General features: G+C 42.9%; 21 protein-coding genes and 2 tRNA genes. 9 read left to right on the top strand and 14 right to left on the bottom strand.

Annotated elements, in window-relative coordinates; genetic code table 11:
• Positions 1-152 precede the first annotated feature (152 nt).
• The 3 genes from aceA to MHO82_RS17075 form a co-directional block, all read right to left on the bottom strand.
• Positions 153-1,457 carry an isocitrate lyase gene (gene aceA / locus MHO82_RS17085; RefSeq protein ID WP_239185666.1) on the bottom strand — a complete coding sequence of 435 codons (1,305 nt, stop codon included), beginning with the start codon at positions 1,455-1,457 and terminating at the stop codon, positions 153-155.
• Positions 1,458-1,569: 112 nt separating this feature from the next.
• Positions 1,570-3,180, bottom strand: coding sequence for a malate synthase A (aceB, locus tag MHO82_RS17080; protein WP_239185664.1), 1,611 nt, complete (start codon positions 3,178-3,180; stop codon positions 1,570-1,572).
• A gap of 619 nt (positions 3,181-3,799) precedes the next feature.
• On the bottom strand, positions 3,800-4,696 hold the full coding sequence (locus tag MHO82_RS17075; RefSeq protein ID WP_239185662.1) for a hydrogen peroxide-inducible genes activator: 897 nt from the start codon (positions 4,694-4,696) through the stop codon (positions 3,800-3,802).
• A 129-nt stretch (positions 4,697-4,825) separates the two neighbouring features.
• Here MHO82_RS17075 and MHO82_RS17070 point away from each other — a divergent pair, with 129 nt between their 5' ends.
• Both MHO82_RS17070 and MHO82_RS17065 read left to right on the top strand, forming a co-directional pair.
• On the top strand, positions 4,826-5,434 hold the full coding sequence (locus tag MHO82_RS17070) for a peroxiredoxin C (protein ID WP_239185660.1): 609 nt from the start codon (positions 4,826-4,828) through the stop codon (positions 5,432-5,434).
• A gap of 244 nt (positions 5,435-5,678) precedes the next feature.
• Positions 5,679-6,419, top strand: a complete 741-nt coding sequence (locus MHO82_RS17065; RefSeq protein ID WP_239185658.1) for a copper homeostasis protein CutC — start codon at positions 5,679-5,681, stop codon at positions 6,417-6,419.
• Positions 6,420-6,498: 79 nt separating this feature from the next.
• Here the strand turns inward: MHO82_RS17065 and MHO82_RS17060 are convergent, their stop codons facing one another.
• Positions 6,499-8,007, bottom strand: a complete 1,509-nt coding sequence (locus MHO82_RS17060; RefSeq protein ID WP_239185656.1) for an alpha/beta fold hydrolase — start codon at positions 8,005-8,007, stop codon at positions 6,499-6,501.
• A gap of 155 nt (positions 8,008-8,162) precedes the next feature.
• On the opposite strand from MHO82_RS17060, the gene ppk2 reads away from it, so the two are divergent.
• Positions 8,163-8,957 carry a polyphosphate kinase 2 gene (gene ppk2, locus MHO82_RS17055; protein WP_239185654.1) on the top strand — a complete coding sequence of 265 codons (795 nt, stop codon included), beginning with the start codon at positions 8,163-8,165 and terminating at the stop codon, positions 8,955-8,957.
• A gap of 71 nt (positions 8,958-9,028) precedes the next feature.
• Here the strand turns inward: ppk2 and phoU are convergent, their stop codons facing one another.
• Genes phoU through MHO82_RS17035 form a run of 4 tightly spaced genes read right to left on the bottom strand, consistent with a single transcriptional unit; the run spans position 9,029 to position 14,501 of the window.
• On the bottom strand, positions 9,029-9,727 hold the full coding sequence (phoU, locus tag MHO82_RS17050) for a phosphate signaling complex protein PhoU (RefSeq protein WP_239185652.1): 699 nt from the start codon (positions 9,725-9,727) through the stop codon (positions 9,029-9,031).
• A 26-nt stretch (positions 9,728-9,753) separates the two neighbouring features.
• Complete coding sequence (gene pstB / locus MHO82_RS17045; RefSeq protein ID WP_239185650.1) at positions 9,754-10,572, bottom strand: phosphate ABC transporter ATP-binding protein PstB; 819 nt, start codon at positions 10,570-10,572, stop codon at positions 9,754-9,756.
• Between the two features lie 15 nt (positions 10,573-10,587).
• On the bottom strand, positions 10,588-12,243 hold the full coding sequence (gene pstA, locus MHO82_RS17040) for a phosphate ABC transporter permease PstA (RefSeq protein ID WP_239185648.1): 1,656 nt from the start codon (positions 12,241-12,243) through the stop codon (positions 10,588-10,590).
• Positions 12,244-12,275: 32 nt separating this feature from the next.
• Entirely contained in the window at positions 12,276-14,501 is a 2,226-nt protein-coding gene (locus tag MHO82_RS17035; RefSeq protein WP_239185646.1) for an ABC transporter permease subunit, read from the bottom strand.
• A 308-nt stretch (positions 14,502-14,809) separates the two neighbouring features.
• On the opposite strand from MHO82_RS17035, the gene MHO82_RS17030 reads away from it, so the two are divergent.
• Genes MHO82_RS17030 through ppx form a run of 3 tightly spaced genes read left to right on the top strand, consistent with a single transcriptional unit; the run spans position 14,810 to position 18,950 of the window.
• Positions 14,810-15,307: an ACT domain-containing protein gene (locus MHO82_RS17030; protein WP_239185644.1), complete on the top strand. Its 498-nt coding sequence runs from the start codon at positions 14,810-14,812 to the stop codon at positions 15,305-15,307.
• A 32-nt stretch (positions 15,308-15,339) separates the two neighbouring features.
• Positions 15,340-17,427, top strand: coding sequence for a polyphosphate kinase 1 (gene ppk1 / locus MHO82_RS17025; RefSeq protein WP_239185642.1), 2,088 nt, complete (start codon positions 15,340-15,342; stop codon positions 17,425-17,427).
• Positions 17,424-18,950: an exopolyphosphatase gene (ppx, locus tag MHO82_RS17020; protein WP_239185640.1), complete on the top strand. Its 1,527-nt coding sequence runs from the start codon at positions 17,424-17,426 to the stop codon at positions 18,948-18,950. Before ppk1 ends, ppx begins: the two co-directional genes overlap by 4 nt.
• 99 nt (positions 18,951-19,049) lie before the next feature.
• Here ppx and MHO82_RS17015 read toward each other — a convergent pair whose 3' ends face one another.
• The 3 genes from MHO82_RS17015 to phoB are packed head-to-tail and all read right to left on the bottom strand — an operon-like array spanning position 19,050 to position 22,088.
• A complete protein-coding gene (locus MHO82_RS17015) occupies positions 19,050-20,045 on the bottom strand; it encodes a phosphate ABC transporter substrate-binding protein (protein ID WP_239185784.1) in 996 nt (331 codons plus the stop codon).
• A gap of 10 nt (positions 20,046-20,055) precedes the next feature.
• Positions 20,056-21,351: a phosphate regulon sensor histidine kinase PhoR gene (gene phoR, locus MHO82_RS17010; protein WP_239185638.1), complete on the bottom strand. Its 1,296-nt coding sequence runs from the start codon at positions 21,349-21,351 to the stop codon at positions 20,056-20,058.
• 47 nt (positions 21,352-21,398) lie between these two features.
• The gene (gene phoB, locus MHO82_RS17005; protein ID WP_239185636.1) at positions 21,399-22,088 is read right to left on the bottom strand and encodes a phosphate regulon transcriptional regulator PhoB; all 690 of its coding nucleotides are present in this window, start codon (positions 22,086-22,088) and stop codon (positions 21,399-21,401) included.
• A gap of 300 nt (positions 22,089-22,388) precedes the next feature.
• On the opposite strand from phoB, the gene rdgC reads away from it, so the two are divergent.
• The 3 genes from rdgC to MHO82_RS16990 all read left to right on the top strand — a co-directional run bounded on the left by rdgC (position 22,389) and on the right by MHO82_RS16990 (position 25,107).
• Positions 22,389-23,306: a recombination-associated protein RdgC gene (rdgC, locus tag MHO82_RS17000; protein ID WP_239185782.1), complete on the top strand. Its 918-nt coding sequence runs from the start codon at positions 22,389-22,391 to the stop codon at positions 23,304-23,306.
• Positions 23,307-23,469: 163 nt separating this feature from the next.
• Positions 23,470-24,849 (top strand): tRNA 5-hydroxyuridine modification protein YegQ, encoded by a 1,380-nt coding sequence (gene yegQ / locus MHO82_RS16995; RefSeq protein WP_239185634.1) that lies wholly within the window; start codon positions 23,470-23,472, stop codon positions 24,847-24,849.
• A gap of 3 nt (positions 24,850-24,852) precedes the next feature.
• Positions 24,853-25,107: a YfhL family 4Fe-4S dicluster ferredoxin gene (locus MHO82_RS16990; protein WP_239185632.1), complete on the top strand. Its 255-nt coding sequence runs from the start codon at positions 24,853-24,855 to the stop codon at positions 25,105-25,107.
• 43 nt (positions 25,108-25,150) lie between these two features.
• Here the strand turns inward: MHO82_RS16990 and mepA are convergent, their stop codons facing one another.
• From mepA to MHO82_RS16975, 3 genes are all read right to left on the bottom strand, one after another.
• Complete coding sequence (gene mepA, locus MHO82_RS16985) at positions 25,151-25,984, bottom strand: penicillin-insensitive murein endopeptidase (RefSeq protein ID WP_239185630.1); 834 nt, start codon at positions 25,982-25,984, stop codon at positions 25,151-25,153.
• A 179-nt stretch (positions 25,985-26,163) separates the two neighbouring features.
• Positions 26,164-26,240 (bottom strand) — tRNA-Trp (locus MHO82_RS16980).
• A gap of 36 nt (positions 26,241-26,276) precedes the next feature.
• Positions 26,277-26,353, bottom strand: a tRNA-Asp gene (locus MHO82_RS16975).
• Positions 26,354-26,368 lie beyond the last annotated feature (15 nt).

Genomic DNA, 26,368 nt, shown 5'->3' with positions numbered 1-26,368 from the left:
TTACACAACCGCTCCCAAAGGCCTCTTACATCATTTACAGCTGTCACGACTGCTTTTGATTAAGACACTAGGTACGACAAGGATAGATCGAAAGACCAGAATGAAAGGCAGGATTGCAGTGTTCCTGCCTATCAACCGGCTGGTAAGGGAAGTTAGAATTGATCTTCTTCGGTTGATCCGGTTAGTGCAGTTACTGACGATTGACCACCTTGAATGGTGTTGGTCATCTTATCAAAATAGCCAGTACCTACTTCTTGCTGATGTGCCACAAACGTATAACCACGCTCCGCCGCTTCAAACTCTGGACGCTGTACTTTCTCAACATAATGACGCATACCTTCACCTTGCGCATACGCATGAGCAAGCTCAAACATGTTGTACCACATGTTGTGAATACCCGCTAACGTAATGAACTGGTACTTGTAGCCCATGTCCGATAGCTCTTGCTGGAATTTAGCAATTGTCTCTGCGTCTAGGTTTTTCTCCCAGTTAAACGACGGAGAGCAGTTGTATGCCAGCAGCTGATCCGGATATTGAGCATGGATGGCTTCAGCAAATTTACGAGCTTCTTCTAAGCATGGCGTTGCCGTTTCACACCAAATCAAATCCGCATAAGGTGCATAAGCAAGACCACGAGAGATGGCTTGATCTATACCTGCTCGTACTCGATAGAAACCCTCTTGTGTACGTTCACCTTCCACAAAGTCACGATCATATGGGTCACAATCCGACGTTAATAGGTCAGCGGCATTGGCATCCGTACGCGCGATAACTAGGGTTGTCGTACCAGCCACATCCGCAGCCAAGCGAGCCGAAATCAGTTTTTGAACCGCTTCTTGAGTCGGTACTAGTACCTTGCCACCCATGTGACCACATTTTTTCACAGACGCCAGCTGATCCTCAAAGTGAACCCCTGCCGCACCAGCTTCAATCATATTACGCATCAGCTCATAGGCATTAAGTACCCCACCAAAGCCCGCTTCAGCATCTGCCACAATCGGTAAGAAGTAATCCACCCCTTCTTCTGGGCTACTGCCATTTGACCATTGGATCTGATCAGCACGGCGGAAAGAGTTATTAATACGCTTCACCACAGATGGAACAGAATCAACAGGGTATAGAGATTGATCTGGGTACATGGTGGACGCGGTATTGTTATCTGCGGCAACTTGCCAGCCTGATAAGTAAATCGCTTCAATTCCCGCTTTAGCTTGCTGTACTGCTTGACCACCCGTTAGAGCACCAAGACAGTTCACATAGCCTTTTTTTGCTGAACCATTAACAAGACTCCACAGCTTATCTGCGCCGTTTTGAGCAATGGTATTAGCAGGTGCAAATGAACCACGAAGATTGATCACATCTTCCGCTGAATAAGTACGCTTTACATTTGTCCAGCGAGGATTTTCAGCCCAATCTTTCTCAAGTGCTTCAATTTGCTGTTGGCGAGTTAAAGTCATAGTTATATCCCTCTATGTTTCGTGCGAATTCATTTCGCATCTGTTCCAATTTTTATATCACTAGCCAAACTGCCGCGTAGTGAGTTTCAGGTAAGAGGCCCTAATCAAACGATTAAGACAAATATTCATAGCCCGGTAGAGTAAGGAAATTCACCAATTCATCATCGGTGGTTAAATGAGCCATCATTTCAGCGGCTTCCACATAACGGCCAGATGTAAATCGTTCTGCCCCGACTTCGTCTTCCAGCACTCGCATTTCTTCAGCAAGTAATTGGAGGAAGAGTTCCTTGGTGACGACTTTACCGTTACTTAATGCTTTACCGTGTTGGATCCATTGCCAAATAGATGCCCGCGAAATTTCTGCCGTCGCCGCATCCTCCATCATTCCGTAAATAGGCACACACCCATTCCCCGATATCCACGCTTCGATGTATTGAACAGCCACTCGGATATTATGGCGCATGCCCTCTTCAGTACGTTCACCTTCACAAGGTGCCAATAACTCTTTTGCGGTTATTACGGCATCTTCTTCTCGACTTACATCTAATTGGTTATGACGGTTACCTAATGCTTGATCAAATACAGCACGCGCAGTATCGGCTAAGCCAGGGTGTGCAACCCAAGTTCCGTCATGTCCATTATTTGCTTCCAGTGATTTATCTGTTTGAATTTTGTTCAGGACCCAAGAATTGTGTTCTGGATCTTTTGATGGGATAAAGGCGGCCATTCCCCCCATCGCAAATGCCCCACGGCGGTGACAAGTTCGAACTAATAGTCGCGAATAAGCATTAAGGAAAGGCTTATCCATAGTCACTACTTGTCTATCCGGTAAGACATAATCTGGGTGATTTTTTAGGGTTTTAATGTAGCTAAAGATATAATCCCAACGCCCACAGTTAAGACCAACAATATGTTCTTTCAAGCTGTAGAGGATTTCATCCATTTCAAAAACAGCTGGCAGGGTTTCAATTAATACGGTGGCTTTAATCGTGCCTTTTGCTAGGCCAAATTCTTTCTCGGCAAAACTAAAGACTTCACTCCACCATGATGCTTCTTGATAAGACTGTAGTTTAGGAAGGTAGAAATAAGGGCCACTGCCTTTTTCTAGTAACTGACGGTAGTTATTGTAGAAATAAAGTGCAAAGTCGAATAGCGCCCCTGGAATTGACTCCCCATCAAACAACACGTGCTTTTCAGGTAGATGCAAACCACGAACACGGCAAATTAGAACAGCAGGATCATCATCTAATGCGTACTCTTTGCCATTATCTGGGTTCGTGTACTTAATGGTGCCATTAATCGCATCACGTAAGTTAATTTGGCCATCCAGTACTTTTTCCCATGCTGGCGCCATAGAATCTTCAAAGTCAGCCATGAATACCTTTACATTGGCATTCAAAGCATTAATCACCATTTTACGATCAACCGGCCCTGTAATTTCTACACGACGGTCTTGCAAGTCTTTTGGAATACCTTGAATTTTCCAATCTGCCTCACGCACTGCTTTGGTTTCAGCTAAAAATCCAGGCATTGCGCCCCTGTCGATTTTAACTTGGCGATCTTCACGGGCTTGTAATAAGGCAGGAATCTCTTGTGCAAATTGTTCAGCCAATGACTGCAAAAAAGCGACCGCCCCTGGGTTCAAAACCTCTTGATGCTGCTCAGAGACGTTTCCAATAATTTGCAATCCTTTTTGCTTAATTGCCGATGCATTAACAGACATAATCCCTACCTCCTGTAGATGAGCCAACTGTTACATTTGTAACTAAAAACCAACTCAATTTGATTCTTTTTCGTCATTCAACCTTACAACTCAATCACGAAGTTCTTATTTAAATTCGCCTAACCAAAACAATTTTGCAACTATTTTTTTCATTAAAATCATGAGACCAAAGTCCCATAACACTTACCTTACAGCCACTTAATCAAGTGTAGAGCAAAAACTCAAAACGCGAAGTTTAAACAAATAACAGTGACTTAAACTAAAGGCAAACTAAATGCATAACACAATCGTATTTTGTAATTTATTACGTAAATAAATTACAAAAACGAGTAAGTGATAAGATAAAAAATATTCATTTTAAACAAGGGGATTTAATAATAAGAGCGTAACGACTGTATAAAAAACAACCACATAAGGTTCGATATGATGATCGTTTAATACGAGAAAAAGAAAAGATATGAAACCAACGACATCTAAAAATGAACTATTAAAAACAAAAAAAGCCGAGACAAGCTCGACTTTTATAAACCACCACGGCTGATAAGTAGTTCTTAATATTTAGGTATATTCAGCACATTATGCTAAACAATAAACCAACTAGGGCGATAAGCATAAAGCATTAAAGAAGTTCTCTAACCACATCCGCTAATTGATTAAAAGTGTCGAGCCGAGACGAACTTGGTCGCCACACAAGGCCAATTTCTCGATAAGCTTCTTGGCCCGGAGGCTCAACAATCACCAAGTTTTGATTATCCAGTAGGCCGTGGTCAATGGCCATTTGCGGAATAAAGGTGGTGCCTAACCCATTTGCGACCATCTGAACAAGAGTATGTAAGCTTGTTGCACTAAATGGATTAATTTTTTCGGTGGTGGTCAACTTACAGGCAGATACCGCATGATCCGTTAAACAATGCTCTTTCTCTAATAAAAAGACAGACTCATCAGGCAGATCATCATAACGCAGTGGTACCGTAATTGAATTGGCTTGGTGTTTACTGATCACCATCTTGAAGGGATCACGCCCCACCACTTTACTTTCCATTCCTGCGATATCAACGGGTAGAGCTAAAATCAACACATCCATTTGACCGTTTCGCAACGCCGCCAGTAAATTGGTTGTGGTGTCTTCTCTTAATAGCAAATTTAGCTGTGGGAAACGCTGATTCACCTCTTGCACTAAATCACATAAAAGAAAAGGCGCAATGGTTGGAATACACCCCACGCGCAATTGCCCTTGCATGCTATCACCTCTAGCAGACGGCATTTCCATTAAATCTTGACCACGGGCCAGAAGCTCACGCCCACGAATAACCACATCCTCACCAATACTGGTGAATACAAGAGATTTGTTATCTCGCTCAATAAGCTGACAATTAAGGAGCTCTTCAAGGTTTTGAATGCCTTTACTTAATGTGGATTGACTAACAAAACACAACTCGGCCGCTTCGCCAAAATGACGTGTTTCAAATAACGTCACTAAATAGTGTAATTGTTTTAATGAGGGCCATTTATTCATCGTTTTTTTCGATTATACCAATCTATTATTTTCGCTTTTTTCAATCTACCAGTTTGACTATACTTTGTCTCGTTGAAACATGGAGCCAAACATCCAGTTTGGTTACTAACCGAATTTTAGGAGCAAATAATGGTACTAGTAGGTCGTCAAGCACCAGACTTCACAGCTGCAGCTGTTCTAGGTAACGGTGAGATCGTTGATAACTTCAACTTCAAAGAATTCACAAAAGGTAAAAAAGCAGTTGTTTTCTTTTACCCTCTAGACTTCACGTTTGTTTGCCCGTCTGAGCTAATCGCTTTTGACAACCGCCTAGCTGATTTCCAAGCTAAAGGCACTGAAGTAATCGGTATCTCTATCGATTCACAGTTCTCTCACAACGCATGGCGTAACACTGCTATCGAAGATGGCGGTATCGGTCAAGTTAAGTACCCTCTAGTTGCTGATGTTAAGCACGAAATCTGCAAAGCATACGACGTTGAGCACCCAGAAGCAGGCGTTGCTTTCCGTGGTTCTTTCCTAATCGACGAAGAAGGTGTTGTACGTCATCAAGTAGTTAACGACCTACCACTAGGCCGTAACATCGACGAAATGCTACGCATGGTTGACGCTCTAAACTTCCACCAGAAAAACGGTGAAGTTTGTCCTGCACAGTGGGAAGAAGGTAAAGCAGGTATGGACGCATCTCCAAAAGGTGTTGCAGCGTTCCTATCTGAGCACGCAGAAGACCTAAGCAAGTAATTACTACTTAACCCAAGCTCAACGGGTTAATGGTTGGAATAATATAAAGCGAAAAATCGCAGCCAATCAGTGAAAAGTAATTAGTTAGCCAAAATTATAAAGCCCGAAGCATTCATTGTTTCGGGCTTTTTCTGCTTCATTTTTATATTGCGCCGGTTTATTCCTAATCTTTGTCATTTCTCTCACGCTTCCCTTACTTATAATTGCTATGATTCCTGCTTCCCTAATGATTAGGAAGGTTTAGATGTCATTTCAAATCGAAGTCTGTATTGATAATTTAGAATCTTTACATAATGCTCTTAAAGGCGGTGCCACTCGCATTGAACTGTGCTCCTCTCTCGCACTTGGTGGCTTAACACCAAGTTTTGGTTTTATGAAAAAAGCGGCTCAACTGTCAACGGTTCCCGTTTATGCCATGATACGCCCACGTCAAGGCGATTTTCTTTATGACAATGATGATGTTGAAGCCATGCTGGAAGACATTTTTGCCGCTAAGCAAGCTGGACTGGCCGGTGTTGTCTTTGGAGTTTTAAAACCAAATGGTGACATCGACATGAGTATTGCTAAACAACTCATGGCGGCTTCCCAAGGGTTAGGGACAACATTCCATCGCGCGATTGACCAATGCAGTAATTATCAACACGCTATTGAAAACATTGCTGAACTAGGATGCGAGCGGATTTTAACATCAGGACTGGCAGCAAATGCCGAAGAAGGAAAAACGATCATTGCTGATATGGTCAAGCTGTCTGATGGGCGTTTTTCGATCATGGCAGGAGCAGGAGTCACCGCTGAGAATGCCAATGAAATCATTACTACTACAGGTGTTCATGAGATTCACCTATCAGGTAAATCCACCCGTTCCAGCCACATGAACTTTGCCAGTAACACCGCCAAGATGGGTGCCAGCAATCTTGATGATTTTATCGTGCCAGTGACAAGTTCAGAGCTAGTTCGTAAAGTGAAAAATTTAATAGCTCCATAGATACAAAAAGAGGCAACCAACATTAAGTTGCCTCTCTGCAATAAAGTCTCTATGAACTCTATTAATTCACTATACTAACTCACCACCCAATCACATTTTTCGCTGGGTGCGTGAAATCAGGATCTTTTGCTAATAAAGTAACCTCAGAGGCACTATCTGTGCATATTTTATCTTCCACTTTCTTTGTCGGATCAAGTAAGTAGCTTGTTGTGGGCGTATCGACACACGACAAGCCGCTATAGCTAAAACCATGATTTACTTTTTTATCCACTGTAATAAATGATGCTAATGAACCAAAACTAGCTACCATTTCATTCGCCCATACATATGGTGTGGCAGGGTCATATTTACCACCAATCACAAGGATATTTTGCCCAGCTAAAACTTGTTCCATGTTCGTAACAGGGGCAATGGCATCTCGTTCAGGAGCCCAATCGGTGCAGGTAGACGCACTAAACCGGTAAGCTTGTTCACCATATAAACGAGATGCAGCCCTAAACTCTGGAAGCTTTGAGTAAGCATCGTTGGCTGTAAGTGGTTGGGATTCATCAGTACAGACCACAGCAGTAAATAGAGCCTGACCTCTTAGAGCATCATCCGATGGCTTATAATTACCATCAATGTCGCTATAGATACGATCCAGCTCTACCCTTAAGTCTTGAGCCAAATCATTATCTAAGAACGTCTCTAGGCTCTTTTGCATCTTACTCCAAGCCATGGAAGAATCTCTCGATACTAAAATGTCCAACACCACCATTCCATCAACAACACTGATTTGCTGGTTATCAGAAGAAGAATAAGAACCATGCGTTCCAATTTTTTCTGCTACAGATTCCAGTTGAGCTTTTCGAGTATTCCCAACACGATAATGAGCAACAACGTCATGACCCGCGGCATTACCAATACGTAATTCAACATAATTACCGGTGTCTGGTGACATAGGAGAGTCTAAAACAATCGCTCGTACATTTTCAGGAAAGGTATTGGCATATAAAGAACCCAAGCGAGTACCATAGGAATACCCTAAGAAGTTCAATTTATCTTCCCCTAGGTGAGCACGTAAGCGATCGATATCTTTTACGACACTATTACTTCCTAAATAAGGCGCTACTGCCGCATACGTAGCTTTACAATCACCAAGTTTATTGTATTCAGCTTTAGCGCACTGAGTTAATTCAGCGGCAAAAGCACTTTTCCCAGCGCCTCTAGGGTCAATACCAACAATGTCAAATCGATTTAAAATCTCTTGAGGCAAAGCATGCTCTACCATCCCTGATGCTCCCCAGACAGCTTCTGCACTAGGGCCACCAAAATTAAATACTAAGATACCGATACGATTACTTGGATCTTGAGCCTTATGAACACCATAGAACACCTCGACCTTTTCGCCATGTTCGTTCGCATAGTCTTTGGGAACTGATAAAAAGCCACATTCCATGTTGGTCGGACAAACCTCTCCACCAGCTGTACCAGGCTCTCCAGTTTGATCTGGGTTCTTAACAAAAGCTCCTGTTTGTCCATTGCTATTATCACTGTTACAACCGATAAGAGTCACTGTTAATAGAGCGGCTAAAGCACTTCTAAACATACACCATTCCATCGTCTGAATTTATAAAAGGCAACCATAACACCAACATATAAGTTAAATAAGCCTAGTTTCATATCTTTATTGAAACTGGATCGCATTTAGATAAGGAAATTCCAGATAAACTTTCCTGCTCAATACCGGATAAGGAAAATCCTATGACAAATACAGCTAAACCTCAGAAGCTCAATAAAAAACTTTATGAGGAAGAACTTGAAAAGTTACAAATAGAGTTGGTGAAATTACAACAATGGGTCAAACAGGAAGGGCTCAAAGTTGTTGTACTCTTTGAAGGGCGTGATGCTGCTGGTAAGGGCGGTGTGATTAAACGTATTACCGAAAAACTCAACCCGCGTATTTGCCGTATTGTTGCTCTTTCGCAGCCAACAGAAAAAGAAAAATCTCAGTGGTATTTCCAACGTTATGCCGCACATCTTCCATCGGCGGGTGAAATCACCCTATTTGATCGCAGCTGGTATAACCGAGCCGGAGTTGAAAAAGTCATGGGGTTCTGCACTGATAATGAATATGAGGAGTTCTTACGCTCATGTCCAGAATTTGAACGCATGCTACAACGTTCTGGCATTATCCTGATCAAATATTGGTTTTCAGTGTCCGATGAAGAGCAAGAAAAACGATTCTTAGAGCGCATCAACACCCCATTAAAGCGCTGGAAGTTCAGCCCAATGGATTTAGAATCTCGTAATCGCTGGGCAGAGTATTCCGCAGCAAAAGATAAGATGTTCGCTTACACCGACACGAAACAGTGCCCTTGGTGGGTCGTCACCGCGGACAACAAGAAAAAGGCGCGTCTAAATTGCATTAGCCACCTGTTAAGCCAAATACCTTATCAAGAACTCGAATACCCGCCATTAAATTTACCTGAAGTAAAAAAGGAAGGTTATGTAAGAGCACCGTTAAACAGCCAAACTTTTGTACCTGAAAAGTTTTGAGCCTTCACCTCTCTGAGAAACGTTGTTGAAATGGCCATAATGAAGGAACAACATTATGGCTAACATCGCTACTAACGGATCAAATCATCAATATTCTGCTCACCTAAATGGCGAATATCTTTACCTTTCACAAAATAGATGATGTATTCACAAATATTTTGACAACGATCTCCTACTCGTTCAATAGAGCGCGCTGACCACATTACTTTTAATACATTCGGAATAGAACGGGGATCTTCCATCATATGCGTCATTAATTGACGAATTACCGCTTCGTATTCAGCATCGAGCTTATCATCTTGTTTATAAGCTAACGCAGCCGCATCCACATCCATACGAGCATAAGCATCGAGCACATCATGCAACATACGCACAGCTTGGCGTCCCAACGCTTCTAAAGAAACCAATAACGGCTGCTGTTGGTTGGAGAAGTTTTCAAGTGCCACATTCGCGGTTTTTGCCGCAACATCACCAATACGCTCTAAGTCAGTGATGGTTTTAATGATGGCCATCACCAACCGTAAATCACGGGCCGTTGGCTGACGTTTAGCAATAATACGAGCGCATGCTTCATCAATGGCGACTTCCATTGCATTCACTTTGTGATCATCTTTAATCACGCGCTTGGCTAACTCAGCATCTTGATTATGTAAGGCCAGTAACGCATCTGATAACTGCTGTTCCACCAACCCTCCCATGGCTAATACATGGGTACGAATGCTTTCTAATTCTGCATTAAACTGGCCTGAAATATGTCGACCTAATTGCATAAAACCTACCTTATCTTGTTATTGTATTATCCGTATCGGCCAGTAATGTAATCTTCTGTTTGTATTTTAGCGGGTGCGGTAAAAATCGTATTGGTATCACTGTATTCCACCAACTGCCCCATATGAATAAACGCGGTATGATCGCTAACCCTAGCGGCTTGTTGCATGTTATGCGTCACGATCACAACGGTGTACTTTGTTTTTAGGTCGTTGATTAACTCTTCAATCGTCAGAGTTGAGATAGGATCTAACGCTGATGTTGGCTCATCCAATAACAAGACTTCAGGCTCAATAGCAATGGCTCTGGCAATCACCAATCGTTGCTGCTGACCACCAGATAACCCAAAGGCATTCTCATGTAAACGATCTTTAACTTCATCCCATAGAGCTGCCCCTCGTAATGAACGTTCAACCGCCTCATCTAAAATTCGACTGTCTTTCATACCTTGTAACCGAAGCCCGTACACGACATTTTCATAAATCGATTTAGGGAACGGATTCGGACGCTGGAATACCATGCCAACTCGGCGACGCAATGCGGAAACATCAACTTTTTCATGATAAATATTTTTACCATGCAGGAGAATTTTGCCTTTCACATGGCAGTGATCCACCAAGTCATTCATGCGATTAATACAGCGTAATAAAGTCGATTTTCCGCAACCAGAAGGGCCAATAAATGCCGTTACCTGCCCTTTGGGGATTTTCATATTAATGTCGGTGAGAGCCTGCTTCTTTCCGTAATATAAATTGAGATCCTCAATGGCTAATGCCGTTTGCTCTTCCGTTAATTTAGCGACATCTAATGGCCGTGGTAAACCCATATCCGGTGTCATTGAAAACATGTTTCTTCCTCGCCATTATTGCTCTAAGGAGCGGTACTTTTCACGCAAATAATTACGGATCCCAATGGCAGTTAAATTCAAACCAATAATTACACTAACTAATAAAAATGAAGTGGCGTATACCAATGGCCGAGCCGCTTCAACATTCGGGCTTTGGAAACCCACATCATAAATATGAAATCCCAGATGCATAAACTTACGCTCTAAATGCACATACGGAAAATTAGCATCAACGGGTAAAGAAGGGGCCAATTTCACCACTCCGACTAACATTAATGGTGCCACTTCACCAGCTGCACGAGCAACCGCCAAAATCAGCCCCGTCATGATGGCAGGGCTTGCCATAGGTAACACAATACGCCATAACGTTTCTGATTTAGTCGCCCCTAACGCCAACGAGCCATGTCGAACAGAGCTGGGAATACGCGATAAACCTTCCTCTGTTGATACAATAACAACAGGCAACGTTAAAATTGCCAATGTCAGTGCAGACCACAACATGCCTGGTGTACCAAATGTAGGTGCTGGCAACGCTTCCGCATAAAACAAGCGGTCTAACGTTCCCCCGACCATGTACACAAAAAAGCCTAAACCAAAAACACCATATACGATGGAAGGTACACCCGCCAAGTTGATCACCGCAATACGGATCATCCTTGTTAAACTATTGTTCCCCGCATACTCATGCAAATACACAGCAGCTACTACCCCTAATGGTGTCACCAAAATAGACATAAGCAACACCATAAAGACCGTACCAAAAATAGCCGGGTATACTCCGCCTTCTGAATTGGCTTCTCTTGGGTCTTCCGTTAAAAATTTCTTAATTTGCGTCAGCCAATGTACTGCCTTTTCCGGCAACGTCATATTATTAGGAAACCACAGATCTAAAATCTCAGCCATCGGAATCGCTACATCATTACCAAGCATATCCCTGACAATCAACTGATCCCGTTCCATTTTTAAGCGTAATGAAAATAACTGCTTTTCTAGCTTGTCGTAGTCCACTTCCAGTTGTTTCTGCTCAGCTTCAATACGGCGTCGTTGTTGATCACTCAACTGACCGTTCATGTCCAACTTACGGCGTTCTAATCGCAACTGTTCTAAACGCCAGTTGATTCGACCAATGTCCACCTTTTGTAAACGTTCGACTTCATCTCGCATCACCTGAGCTTCAACCATACTACTTGTAATATGGCTACGAATAGCATCCAGCTCATGCGTCACTGCCCCAGCTTGAGAAAACGCAACAGGATAGCCATAGAAATTACCATTTTTCGTTCTTTCTATAACAGCAACATCGAGTGGCAATACTTCATCAACTACATCGGTAACTAACAGCGTCATAAAATCCAGAGACAACTGCTCTCGATTACCCACTTTAACCAGAACTCTTTCAACGCTTTCTTCTGAATAATTTTTAGGTAACACCACCCCTGCTTCTTCTAATTGAGTAACAGGGATATTTTTACGCTCATATACTTCACCAATTACAACCGATGTATTATCCACAGCAGCCAGTTGCCACTGATACACAGGTGATGGCCAAAAGTAGCTTAACCCTTTCCACCCGATAAGGAGCAAAAGGCCCAATACAGACACTAAACTGATGCTCACTGCGCCTGCGGTTACCCAAATCCAAGGTGTTCCCGATTTAAACCACTTAAACATAATAAATGTTCATTCCTTCCACCTTAGAATGACTATAACGAGCTGTACTTATCACGAAGCCGTTGGCGTACATATTCAGCTAAGGTGTTAAATAAAAATGTCACGACAAATAGCACAAAAGCCGCTAAAAATAAGACTCGATAATGAGAGCTGCCTACTTCCGATTCCGGCATTTCAACCGCAATATTGGCCGACAGCGATCGAAGGCCTTCAAAAATATTCCAATCAAGAATTGGCGTATTGCCCGTAGCCATTAATACGATCATGGTTTCTCCCACAGCTCGACCAAGCCCCATCATGATGGCGGAAAAAATGCCTGGGCTTGCTGTTAGCAATACCACCTTTGTTAAGGTTTGCCATTGAGTCGCACCCAACGCTAATGAACCATCGGATAAATGACGAGGCACAGAGAAAATAGCATCTTCCGCAATCGAGAAAATGGTTGGCACAACAGCAAACCCCATTGCAATCCCCACCACCAGCGAATTTCGCTGATCAAAGCCAATGCCGTTTTCTGTTAGGAATAAACGGACATCGCCATCAAAGAACCACTCTTCAACACGGCCACTAAAGACAAACGATAAATAACCCACCAGCAAAACAACAGGGATCAGCAGCAGCGGGTGCCAACCATTCGGCAAACGATACAGCAACGCATCTGGCAATCGTTGCCACAATAGCCCCATCAACAAAACGGCAACGGGCATAATCAATACCATAGAGAAAATAGCTGGTAGATATTGCTCTACGATAGGAGCTAGCCAAAGTCCTGCTAAAAAACCAAGAATAACCGTTGGCAGCGCTTCCATGATCTCAATGGTTGGCTTGACATATTGTCGCATAGTAGACGACATAAAATACGCAGTATAAATTGCCCCAGCAACCGCAATCGGCACAGCAAAAAATAACGCGTACGCGGCGGCTTTTAATGTACCAAACACAATGGGAACTAAGCTCAATTTTGGTTCAAAGTCATCACTCGCAGCCGTAGACTGCCAAACATATTGAGGTTCTGGGTAGCCTTCGTACCATACCTGTTGCCACAAAGAGGAAAACGTAATTTCAGGATGTTCATTCTTAACATCAAACCGCTGCCATTCATCACCTGAAATCAATAACAATTGATCCGCTCGTGGCGAAATGGCAGCAATAGAAGGCATCTTTTCAGTTAATGAACGTGAAAATAGCTGATTCTCACTGGTTGTATAAAAACCATCTAACTGACCATTTTCATACAAAGTGAAAAATCCCTTACGGTAATACTCTGGGATCACACTCACCACATTCTGATTAGAAAGCTCCACATCCCTTACTCGCTGCAACACACGCTTGCCATCTTTCATGACATCAAACCATTGTGAAATACGGTTATCTTGGTGAGTAATAAGTAAGGAATGCGCCCCGGCCAACAACTCTAAATCCACAGCTTGGTGATTTGATTTTCCTTCACTCACATCAATAATGTCACGCACGACAAACTGATACTCTTCAATACGAACGACATAAAGATCAGAGTGACTTAGTAAATAAAGAAACTGGCCATCGGGCGTGATCACCCAATCGGTTATTTCCTTTGGTGCTTTTGGCAAACTGAACAAATGGCGCTGCCACTGCGACTCACCATTCATCAGCGTATTCTCCTGACTAAGCTGCATCGCAACCACGCGCTTATCGTCTGTTTGACCAACAAACACCGCTTTTTTATCGCCAAAAGATATTGCCAATTGCTGAATGGCCTGCCCTTCTGGATCAAGGCGTAAACTTTCTGCTGTCATGCCTTTTCGTAAAGACACATTCACCAGTCGTTGATTACCAGGGTAACTCAGAGAAAACTCGGGTTTAAAAATGGCAATATCACCCGTAGTTAGACCGTAGGCATACCAGCCAGAGCTTGAAATCGCACGAGAAAAGCTGCTGACATTCTCCGCCAGCATTTCTTGATGGATCACTTTTCCAGCGTCACCCTCAAAACGAATAACGCTAAATTCACCATCTTCTGAAAACCGGTAGGCTAAATCACCATACTCATCAAGACCAACAGCGGCAGGTTGATTATCAAACGCAAGAGAAAACGTACTTTTAGAAGACACCTCTGCTCGGCTAAAAACCGGGGTAATCACATAAAGCAAATAGAAAAAAATAAGTAACAAGGCAAATAAGACACCGATCCCGCCCACCGTCACTCCGTAGCGTGTCAGAGTATCTTTTACTCTACGACGGTGATCGCGTTCCATCAAAAATATATCGGCGTTTGCCATTTTTACCTCAGCCTCTGGTTACAGGTGGTTATTTTATTTCCTTTAGATGACAGTTATGTGACAAGCCATTCCTAACCAACTGATTTTGCGCTCAATTGAAATAAAAGTGTAACAATTTACGACTAGGCTGTGTCCCTATCGCCAAGCCATACAACTGTTGAAGAATAAATGGATCGTACATTACGTATAAAAGGCATAAGTAGCACATAAAAATGGCGATGGACGCTCAATGTTTCTTCTCCTCTCTGGACTTAATACACAATCAGTTTAATAATCGTCCACTACAATAACAAAGACTAGGAGTCACTATGAAACAATTGATTGTCACACTTATTGGAAAAGATCGTCCGGGCCTTGTTGAACTCGTATCCAATACTGTACTACAACATCAAGGTAGCTGGCAGGCCAGTAACTTTAGTAACCTATCAGGCCAATTTGCTGGTATTTTACACATAGCAGTACCAACTCAACAGGTAAAAGAACTGTGTAAAGCACTTGATGATATTTCAGAGCTTCACATCCATTTTGTCGAAGCCAATTCCACGCTTAGCAGCCATAAAACTTACCAATTAACCATTACAGGTAATGATCGCCCGGGGATCGTCAGTGAAGTAACGACCAAGTTGGCTTCCATGAGCGTCAACATCCATAAGCTAAAAACCACCACGCAAGGGGCACCTAATTCTGGTCATAGCTTATTTGTCGCATCATTTGAGCTGGATTTACCAACATCTGTCGACCTCGACCAAGTACAAGGTGCATTGGAAGCCTTAGCTGACGATCTGACCATTGATATCGAAGACTAATTTACACCAACCTAATTAACATAAGGGAAGTTATGAGCGCGGAGAAGTTATATATCGAGAAGGAGCTAAGTTGGCTTTCTTTTAACGAACGGGTTTTACAAGAGGCAGCAGACAAAACCGTACCTTTGATTGAACGTATCCGTTTCCTTGGTATATTTTCCAATAATTTAGATGAGTTTTATAAAGTACGATTTGCTGATGTCAAACGCCGCATTCTGATTAATCAAGAACGTGGAGGCAATGACAATTCGAAGCATTTATTGTCAAAAATGCAGAATAAAGCCCTCAAGTTAAATCAAGATTTTGATTCTTTATATAACGAGCTGCTATTGGAAATGGCTCGACGCCATATCTTCCTTGTTAATGAACAACAACTCAACGAACATCAAGAAAAGTGGATTAAACGTTACTTCAACAAAGAAGTGCTTCCCCATATCACCCCTATCTTGATGACCGATGATATCGATCTGATCCAATTTCTTAAAGATGAGTACTCTTACCTCGCCGTTGAAATTAAAAATAACGAGCAAAGCCAATACGCCTTAATAGAAATTCCAACGGATCATTTACCACGCTTTGTTATGGTGCCCGAGCAAAAAGGCAAACGCCGTAAAACTCTCATTTTGATTGATAACATCATTCGCTATTGCCTTGACGATATTTTCCTCGGCTTTTTTGAATACGAAAAGCTTGGCTGTTATGCCATGAAAATGACCCGAGATGCAGAATACGATCTGGGTTATGAGGTTGAACATAGCCTACTGGAGCAAATGTCAGCAGGCGTCAATCAACGTTTAACGGCCATGCCCGTTCGTTTTATCTATCAACGTGACATGCCAGAGCACATGCTCCACCACCTTCGAGATGCGTTACAAATTTCGAACTATGACAGTTTAATTCCCGGTGGACGCTACCATAATTTTAAAGACTTTATTGGCTTCCCTAACGTTGGTCGAGATTATCTAGAAAATAAGCCTCTACCGCCTTTCACCTGTGCAGACTTCGATAACTTTGCCAATAATTTCGACGCCATTAAAGCCAAAGATATTTTATTGTACTACCCGTACCACACCTTTGATCACATCACTGAGTTGGTTCGCCAAGCATCTTTTGATCCTAAAGTTCTCAATATCAAAATAAACATCTACCGCGTCGCTAAAAATTCACGCTTAATGAGTTCCCTCATGGATGCGGTACATAACGGTAAAAACGTCACCGTTGTAGTTGAACTACAAGCGCGCTTTGATGAAGAAGCTAACATTGAGTGGTCCAAAATTCTCACTGAAGCGGGCGTTCATGTTGTTTTTGGTGCCCCCGGCTTAAAAATTCACTCTAAGCTTTTACTCATCAGCCGCAAAGAAAATGACAAAATTGAACGCTATGCTCATATCGGTACGGGCAATTTCCATGAAAAAACAGCACGTATTTACACAGATTTCTCTTTACTTACCTGCAAGCCTGAAATTGTTAATGAAGTCCGTAATGTGTTTGGCTACATCGAAAATCCATACCGACCAGTCCAATTTGATCACCTGATCGTTTCCCCCCAAAATTCTCGTGCTCGTTTGTATGGGTTGCTAGATAGAGAAATCGACCATGCAGAACAAGGACTAAAAGCGAGCATTACCTTAAAAGTGAATAACCTGGTCGATAAAGGCTTAATTAACCGACTCTACAAAGCCAATAATGCCGGCGTCAAAATCCGAATGATCATTCGTGGTATGTGCTCCCTAGTTCCTGGTATTCCCGGTGTGAGTGAAAATATTGAAATCATCAGTATCGTTGATCGCTTTTTAGAGCACCCACGAGTGCTGATTTTAGAAAATAATGGTGAGTCAGAAGTCTATATCTCTTCTGCTGACTGGATGACACGCAATATCGATAACCGCATTGAAGTCACTGCCCCCATTCATGACTCGCGTTTAAAACAACGGATCATTGATATTATGGACATCCACTTTACCGACACGGTAAAAGCTCGCCATATTGATAAAGAGATGACAAACAACTATGTCCCAAGAGGAAATCGCAAAAAAATCCGCTCTCAAATTGCTATTTATGACTATTTGAAGCAAATTGAAAAGAGGACCAGAAAGCAGTTAGAGCACAATAGCCAATGACAGATGCCAAAACAGAGCAGCCACGTGATGTTGCCGCCATCGATTTAGGATCCAATAGTTTCCATATGGTGGTCGCCAAAGTGATCGGTCAAGATCTACATATCGTCAGCCGTCATAAGCAAAGAGTCCGAATGGCATCGGGCTTAGATGAATTTAATAATCTTGATAATGTTTCCATCACACGTGGCCTTGACTGTTTAGCCATGTTTGCTGAACGCCTTCAAGGCTTTGATGCTGATAACGTCCGCATTGCCGCAACGCACACATTAAGACAGGCCAGTAACGCCCATGTTTTTATTGAACGAGCACGAGATATTCTGCCCTTTCCCATTGAAATTATTCCTGGAATCGAAGAAGCACGTTTAATTTTCCTTGGGGTCGCTCATACTCAGCCTAAAGCAAATAGGAAATTAGTCATTGATATTGGCGGCGGCAGTACGGAACTGATTGTAGGACAAGGTTTTGAAGCAGAATTAGTTAATAGCACTGAAATGGGCTGTGTCAGCTTTAATAAGTACTTCTTCCATGATGGCAAGCTTTCTGCCAAAAACTTTGCCTTAGCACAATTAGCCGCAGAGCAAAGGCTAGAAGCTCTTGCTAAAAATTATAAGAAGTCCGGTTGGGAGCAAGCCATTGGTTCTTCTGGTACCATCAAAGCAATACGTGAAGTGGTCATGGCTTTAGGGCATGACGATGGCGTGATCACCAATAAACGTTTAGCAGAAATCGCAGAAAAACTGATCTGTTTTAAAACCATCGACAGCATTGCATTGCCCGGGCTCCCCGAAGAGCGTAGAGCCGTTTTTGCTTCTGGTATCGCCATCTTGTGCGGTGTATTCAATGCCCTACATATCGATAAACTTCATTTTTCCGATGGTGCATTACGTGAGGGGCTACTATATGAATCCGAAGAGAGGTTCAGACACAGCGATATTCGCTTGCGTACAACGGAAAACCTAGCAAAAAAACACCGTGTGGATCTTGAGCATGCAGAGCACGTCAAAAAAACCGCCACCTCTTTATACAAACAGGCGGCGGAACATTTTGGCTGGAAAAAGAAAACCAGCCTACGTACTTTATTAGAATGGAGTGCATTACTTCATGAGGTAGGCCTGAGTATCAGCTATCAAGCATTTCATCGCCATTCAGCCTACTTACTGCAACACACCAATATGCCTGGCTTTAATCAAGAGCAACAAACCGTGCTAGCCACTTTGGTTCGATTTCAAAGAAAAGCCTTAAAGCTGCATGAAATGCCGCACTTGACCATGTATAAAAAAAAGCAATTGCTGCCTTTGATCGCGATACTTCGTTTAGCCATTACTCTAAATGGTCAACGCAACGAAGAAGCACTCTCTAATGTAAGATTAACGATTAAAGGTGATGAATGGCACCTTGACTATGATGACGCCGACTCTGATTTGGACAGTAACTGGCTCCAGAATAATAAGTTACTGCATGCCGATCTCACCACGGAAAAAGCCTATTGGGACAATGCGGGCTGGCAACTGTCTTTTTCATAAAAGCGTATAAGCAGTGCCCCACTGTCACTTGATATCATCTCAAATATTATTTTCCCAACCACTCAAGCCCGAATTAGAGGCTTGAGTATGACTTCCGATTTATAGCCCCAGCTTCGCTAATTCTTTTTGAACAACATTAGCAGGCAGTGGGATATAACCATCTTTTTCCACTATGTACTGCCCTTGCTGAGACAAAACGAAGCGGATAAATTCTGCTTCCATTGGGCTTAGGGCTTTATTGGGGTGTTTATTCACATACATGTATAAAAAACGCGCTAATGGGTAATCGCCGCTCACGGCATTTTCTGTTGTAGCTTCAATATAATCATCACCCTTAGCGGCAATAGGTACCGCTCGAATCCCCGACGTTTGATAACCAATACCAGAATAGCCAATAGTATTAATTGAAGACGCCACAGATTGCACAACAGAAGCAGACCCCGGCTGTTCATTCACGTTGTTACGAAAGTCGCCATTGCATAGCGCCGTTTTCTTAAAGTAACCATACGTGCCTGACACTGAGTTGCGACCAAACAGCTGCAAATCTCGCCGAGCCCATTTTCCTTTTAGCCCTAAGGCTCCCCAAGAACTCACCGAGCTAGAACTACCACAACGCAGTGTTGTAGAAAAAATCGCATCAATTTGTGCAAAGTTAAGCCCTGTTATCGGGTTATCCTGATGCACAAAAATAGCTAATGCATCAATAGCAACTCGAATGGGCGTTGGCTTATAACCATGCTGCCGCTCAAACGCTTCGACTTCTTTGGTTTTCATTCTGCGGCTCATCGGCCCAAATTGCGCGGTACCTTCAGTAAGAGAAGGAGGAGCTGTTGAAGAGCCTGCGGCCTGAATCTGAATGTTCACATTTGGGTATTGGCGCTTAAACCCTTCTCCCCAAAATGTCACCATATTCGCCAAAGTATCTGAGCCTACCGAAGATAAATTACCTGAGACACCACTTACCTTGCTATACGATGGTAAGCCTTCATCAAGAGCATAACTGGAAACAGTAACAAACACAGAGCACGCTAATAATGCCGTCTTAAAAAAACGCAGGATTTGTGGCGATGAATTCTTATATCGAGCCTTTAGCATCATCACCATCTCAACACTGTAAACGCTTTGGTAACACAAATGAGAAAGTACTTCCCTCACCCACTTGGCTCACAATATCTAAGTGTGAATCATGGTGACTCAGAGCATGCTTCACAATAGCGAGCCCTAAACCACTGCCTCCCGTTTCACGTGAGCGGGCTTTATCTACCCGATAGAAACGTTCCGTCAAACGATGAATATGTTGCGGAGCAATGCCTTCACCACTGTCTTTCACTTCAAGACACGGGCCTTGTGCTGATTCATACCAACGTACTGAAACAGTCGCACCATCTGTAGTGTGTTTTACGGCGTTATATACTAAGTTTGAAATCGCACTACGCAATTGATCATCATCACCAAACACTTTCATTGAATGGTCAATATCAAATTCAAATTGATGCCCTCTCTCACCACTTAACGCAATCGCTTCTTTTTCGAGCACCTCTAAAATTGCGGGCACATTCACTTCTTCGTCCAAGTCGTGATTGGGTGCTGCTTCAATTTTTGACAAGGTGAGAAGCTGGTTAACTAACCCATTCATCCTATTGAGCTGCTCGGTCATGACACCATGCGCTTTATCCCACATTGGCCCTACCAACATTTCCGGATCTTTCGACATTTCCAGATAGCCTTGCAGCACCGTCATGGGAGTGCGTAATTCATGAGAAACATTTGCGAAGAAATTACGGCGCATGCCTTCTAAATTTTTAACCTGAGAAACGTCACGTACCACCATCAGGTGCTCACCTTCAGTATAAGGTACGATCCTAAGTTCAAGCGTTCGCTCAGGGTTTAGAGGAGAAGGCATCTCCAAAGGTTCTGTAAAATCTTGTTTTGCTAAATACTTAACAAAATCAGGACTTCGGATCAGGTTGCTAATTGGCTGCCCACTGTCATCAGGCCAACGAAAACCCAATAAAGACTGCGCTAACTTATTACACCAAACAATATTACCTTCACTGCGAAAAACAACGACCGCATCAGGTAAAGATTCAGCACCATTACGAAAGCGTCGAATCAAAGTTGCCAATTCTTTTCGGCGACGGCGATTACGTTGTTGAAGACGATAAATACCATTAAACAGCGGCTCCCAGCTCCCCGAACCCGATGGAGGAGTAAGACGGCGCTCATCCCATAACCAATTCGACATTTTCACTTGGTTATGAAGGTGCCAAATCAGCTGAATTAACGTAGCAATCAATAAAAACCATGGCATATAACCAAATACATAACCAAGTACTAGCCAAGGTAAGTAAAAAAAAGCCAGCTCCCAAGCCAGCTTTTTCCATGACAGCCTTTCTACCATTAATGACTCCAATGAGTGATCGAGGGCTCTGTAATCAATAAGAAATATTAAACGCGCGTAGAGAAGCGATAACCCGCCCCACGAACAGTTTGTACTAGTTTATCGTGGCCAGCACTCTCTAACGCTTTTCGCAGGCGTCGGATATGAACATCAACGGTTCTGTCTTCCACGTAAACATTTGTGCCCCATACATTATTCAGAAGCTGCTCACGGCTGTATACACGCTCTTGGTGTGTCATAAAAAAGTGCAGCATTTTAAACTCAGTCGGTCCCATGTCTAATGGAGCATCATTCGCTGTCACGCGGTGAGAGACTGGATCTAACTTCAAGCCATGAACATCAATAATATCTTCCAAAGCAGTCGGAGTAACACGGCGGATTACAGCTTTTAAGCGTGCAATCAATTCTTTAGGAGAAAATGGCTTAGTAATATAATCATCAGCGCCCACTTCTAAACCACGTACTTTGTCTTCTTCTTCACCACGGGCCGTCAACATCACTACCGGAATCTTACGAGTCAGGTCGTCACGTTTAAGGTGCTTAATCAGGTTGATCCCCGAACCACCTGGTAGCATCCAATCAAGTAAAATCAGTTCAGGGTAAGGCTCACAGATTTTTTCTAATGCGCTGTCATAATCTTCTGCCTCAACAGGCTGATAACCTTTCTGCTCAAGCACAAAACATAACATTTCTCGGATTGGTGCTTCGTCTTCAACAACTAGAATCCTTCTCGACATGATCTCTTACCTGGTTGGTTAATATCTACTGTTGGGCATTATGTTCGTTAATTATGACACTTTTGTGACCTGTGCAAACAAATTATCATATTAAATTCATTATCACACCGCGTTTTTATGCCTATGTTTTGGCAACAAACATTTACAAATCATGCAATTAAAAACCCATCACTCAATATGAAACCAATACACCAATGTATAAACTTTCACCGTGATAATCCCTTAATCTAGAGCGACAAAATTCCCCAAATCCCCTATCATTAGCCACCTTGTGAATTTGATTTGGAATATAGCCTCATGATGTGGTTTAAAAATTGCCTTGTTTACCGTTTTAGCCGAGAAGTTACCCTTTCTGCCGATCAGCTAGAACAACAACTGGATGAATTTCGTTTCACACCTTGTGGTAGCCAAGATTTACAAAAATTTGGCTGGGTAACAGCAATGGGGAAACATGGTGATATGCTCACTCATGTTGCAAGTAACAACATTCTTATCTGTGCCAAAAAAGAAGAGAAGGTATTACCCGCTTCTGTCATCAAAGACGCGCTGGCAACCAAAGTAGAAGCTGCAGAGTTAGAGCAAGGCCGCCCTTTAAAGAAAAAAGAAAAAGACGCATTAAAAGACGACATCGTGATCGATCTGCTGCCACGTGCTTTTAGTCGTCATAGTCAAACTTACGCGGTCATTATGCCTGCTGAAGGCCTTGTGGTGGTGGACGCAGCCAGTTCTAAAAAAGCAGAAGACTTACTTGCTCTTTTACGTAAATCGATGGGTAGTCTGCCTGTTGTTCCAGTTACACCGAAAAAGCCAGTTGAAATGACCTTAACTGAGTGGGTTCGTTCTGGCGATACTCCTCGTGGCTTTGAAATGGGTGATGAAGCAGAGCTAAAAGCAATCCTAGAAGATGGCGGTATCATTCGCTGCAAACAACAAGAACTGGTCTGTGATGAAATCCACAACCATATCGAAGCGCATAAAGTCGTCACTAAGTTAGCCCTTACATGGCAAGATCGTCTGCAGTTTATCTTGGCTGATGATCTCTCCATTAAACGTTTAAAATTCAGTGACGAGATAAAAGATCAAAATGAAGATATTGATCGTGAAGAAATCGCCCAACGCTTTGACGCTGACTTTTCTTTAATGTGCGGTGAGCTAGCCGCTTTCTTACCAAACCTATTTGAATCAATCGGCGATATTGAAGGTACTGACAGTAACTAACCTTTAAATATCAGTGTGCTGTAACCAACCGTTATGCAGGGTCAATATTGCCCCTGCATATATAGTGGCTTTTCACGCCTGTTCCAAGTAAAATCCTGCCTCCTCTACATCCTCCGCGGTGTAGCCTGACTTGATATCAGACATAATAGAAAAGAAGTGAGCTATGTTTAAACCAGAATTACTTTCGCCAGCCGGTAGCCTCAAAAACATGCGTTATGCATTCGCCTATGGTGCAGACGCCGTTTATGCTGGCCAACCACGCTACAGCCTTCGAGTTCGTAATAATGAATTCAACCATGAGAACCTAAAAATCGGTATCGATGAAGCACATGCTCAAGGTAAAAAGCTGTATGTGGTATGTAATATCCAGCCACATAACTCAAAGTTAAAAACGTTCATTCGTGATTTAAAACCAATCGTTGAAATGGGTCCTGATGCATTAATCATGTCCGATCCAGGTTTGATCATGATGGTACGTGAAAGCTTCCCTGAAATGCCAATTCACTTATCAGTTCAAGCGAACGCCGTTAACTGGGCAACAGTGAAGTTCTGGTCGACACAAGGCGTTGAGCGCGTGATCCTATCTCGTGAACTGTCGCTTGAAGAGATTGAAGAAATCCGCGAACACTGCCCAGAAACTGAATTAGAGATTTTTGTTCATGGCGCACTATGTATGGCCTACTCTGGTCGCTGCCTACTGTCTGGTTACATGAACAAACGCGATCCAAACCAAGGTACTTGCACTAACGCATGTCGCTGGGAATACAAAACAGAAAAAGCCACAGAAAATGACGCAGGCCAAATTGTTGAAGTACAAGATGCTGCTGTCCAAATTCAAGAAGTGGAAGAACGCCCAGACAACACTCTAGGCTTAGGCAAGCCAACAGATGAAGTTGTACTGCTTTCTGAATCTCACCGCCCTGAAGAGAAAATGGCCGCGTTTGAAGATGAACATGGCACCTACATCATGAACTCTAAAGATCTTCGTGCTATCCAGCACGTAGAGCGCCTAACAAAAATGGGTGTGCACTCTTTAAAAATTGAAGGCCGTACTAAGTCTTTCTACTACTGTGCTCGTACTGCTCAGGTATACCGTAAAGCCATTGACGATGCAGTTGCAGGTAAGCCATTTGATGAAAGCTTAATGGGAACATTAGAAAGCCTAGCTCACCGTGGCTACACTGAAGGCTTCTTACGTCGTCATACTCATGACGCTTACCAAAACTACGATTACGGTTACTCGATCTCAGATTCTCAGCAATTTGTGGGGGAATTTACGGGTGTTCGTCGTGGCGATCTCGCTGAAGTTGAAGTAAAAAATAAGTTCATTGTTGGCGACAGCGTAGAAATCATGACGCCACAAGGCAATCTAACATTAACACTAGAAACCATGGAAAACCGTAAGAGCGAAGTGATTTCTGATGCTAAAGGTAACGGCCACTTTGTCTTCATTCCAGTACCTCAAAATGTTGATCTAGAGTACGGACTTCTAATGCGTAACTTAAATGCTGGGGAAGACACACGTAACCCACACGGTAAATAAGTAATGGCGTTACTGATAACACAGAAATGCATCAACTGCGACATGTGTGATCCTGAGTGCCCTAACGGTGCAATCACAATGGGGGAATCTATCTTTGAGATCGACCCAGATTTATGCACCGAGTGTAAAGGGCACTACGAAAAGCCAACGTGTCAGTCAGTTTGTCCGATCACTAAGTGTATTATTACCGATCCTAACCATATAGAAACTGATGAGGAGCTTCTTGATAAGTTTGTAACCATTCAAGGACTGGCCTAGTTTCTATACCAATAAAAAAGCGCCATGACAGGCGCTTTTTTTATTAACTGTTTAAAACCAATAAACACTGCTCTGGTTTTTGTTTGATCTTCTTCTTTTTCGGTTTAGTCTCAGATTTTACGACCTTTTCTTTTTTCGGGATCACCTTAGGCTTCCAGCTCGCAAGTTCAGCTCCGCAACCATCACCCTTAGGTGGTAATGCTTGGTTTATACAATGCTTTTCTCCCTCTGGGCACTTCAGACGAACATGCATATGATAGTGGTGCCCCCACCATGGCCGGACTTTACGTAACCAACTACGATCTTGAGCGGTTTCTTGCTTACATAGCGTTTCTTTTATCACTGGATGAACAAAAATACGCGCAACTTGCTCTTTTTCTGCTGATAACTTTATTAACTCAAAATGCTGCTCTGTCCAATTTTTAGACTTTAAACGATAATTTTTTAAATCCACCATACTGATGTATGACGGAGCTTTTAAATCACTAGCAGAAAGGGCTTGATCCGCTAAACGAAGCCAAATATCAATATCTAACCCTGTTTGATGACTACTATGTCCCGAGCTGAACCTCCCCCCCCTAGGCATAGCAACATCAGCAATTAATAAACTTGGGATTCCCCTCGCTTGAACATCCTTAGCCACTTGCTGGATAAACTCAATCGTAGCCGGATGACCATAATATCGAGCTCGTTGCGGCCGAATAACCTGATAGCCCTTTCCTTTCAGCGGTAAAGGCTCCGCCCCAGACAAGCAGCCATTAGCATAACTGCCTATAGATTCTGGTTTTAAAGGGGAAGGTTCATTAGCTTGCTCCCAAGGATTAGCAAACACGGGTTGGGAAAGAATAAATATAAATAAACAGGTTGTGAGCCTCATAGTCACTCCATAACATAATGAACTCCGCTATTTTATAGTAGCAAAATAGTATGAGAACTGGATCGACTGACAAAGAGACGCATCTCAAAAAGCAGTGAATAAATGGAAGGAAGTAACCGACGAAGATTTGTTTAACTGAAACGAAAAAGGCCTCAGCATTTCTGCTGAGGCCTTGTATGTGGCAGGGGTGGAGAGATTCGAACTCCCAACACGCGGATTTGGAATCCGCTGCTCTGCCAATTGGAGCTACACCCCTGTAGTTATTTTAAAGACTTAACTTTGTCTTAATAAGTGGCGGAGTGGACGGGACTCGAACCCGCGACCCCCGGCGTGACAGGCCGGTATTCTAACCAACTGAACTACCACTCCGCAGTGGACTACTTG

The sequence above is a fragment of the Vibrio sp. Of7-15 genome (assembly GCF_022347565.1).
Taxonomy (GTDB): Bacteria; Pseudomonadota; Gammaproteobacteria; order Enterobacterales; family Vibrionaceae; genus NORP241.
This window is presented reverse-complemented; position numbering and strand designations above follow the sequence as displayed.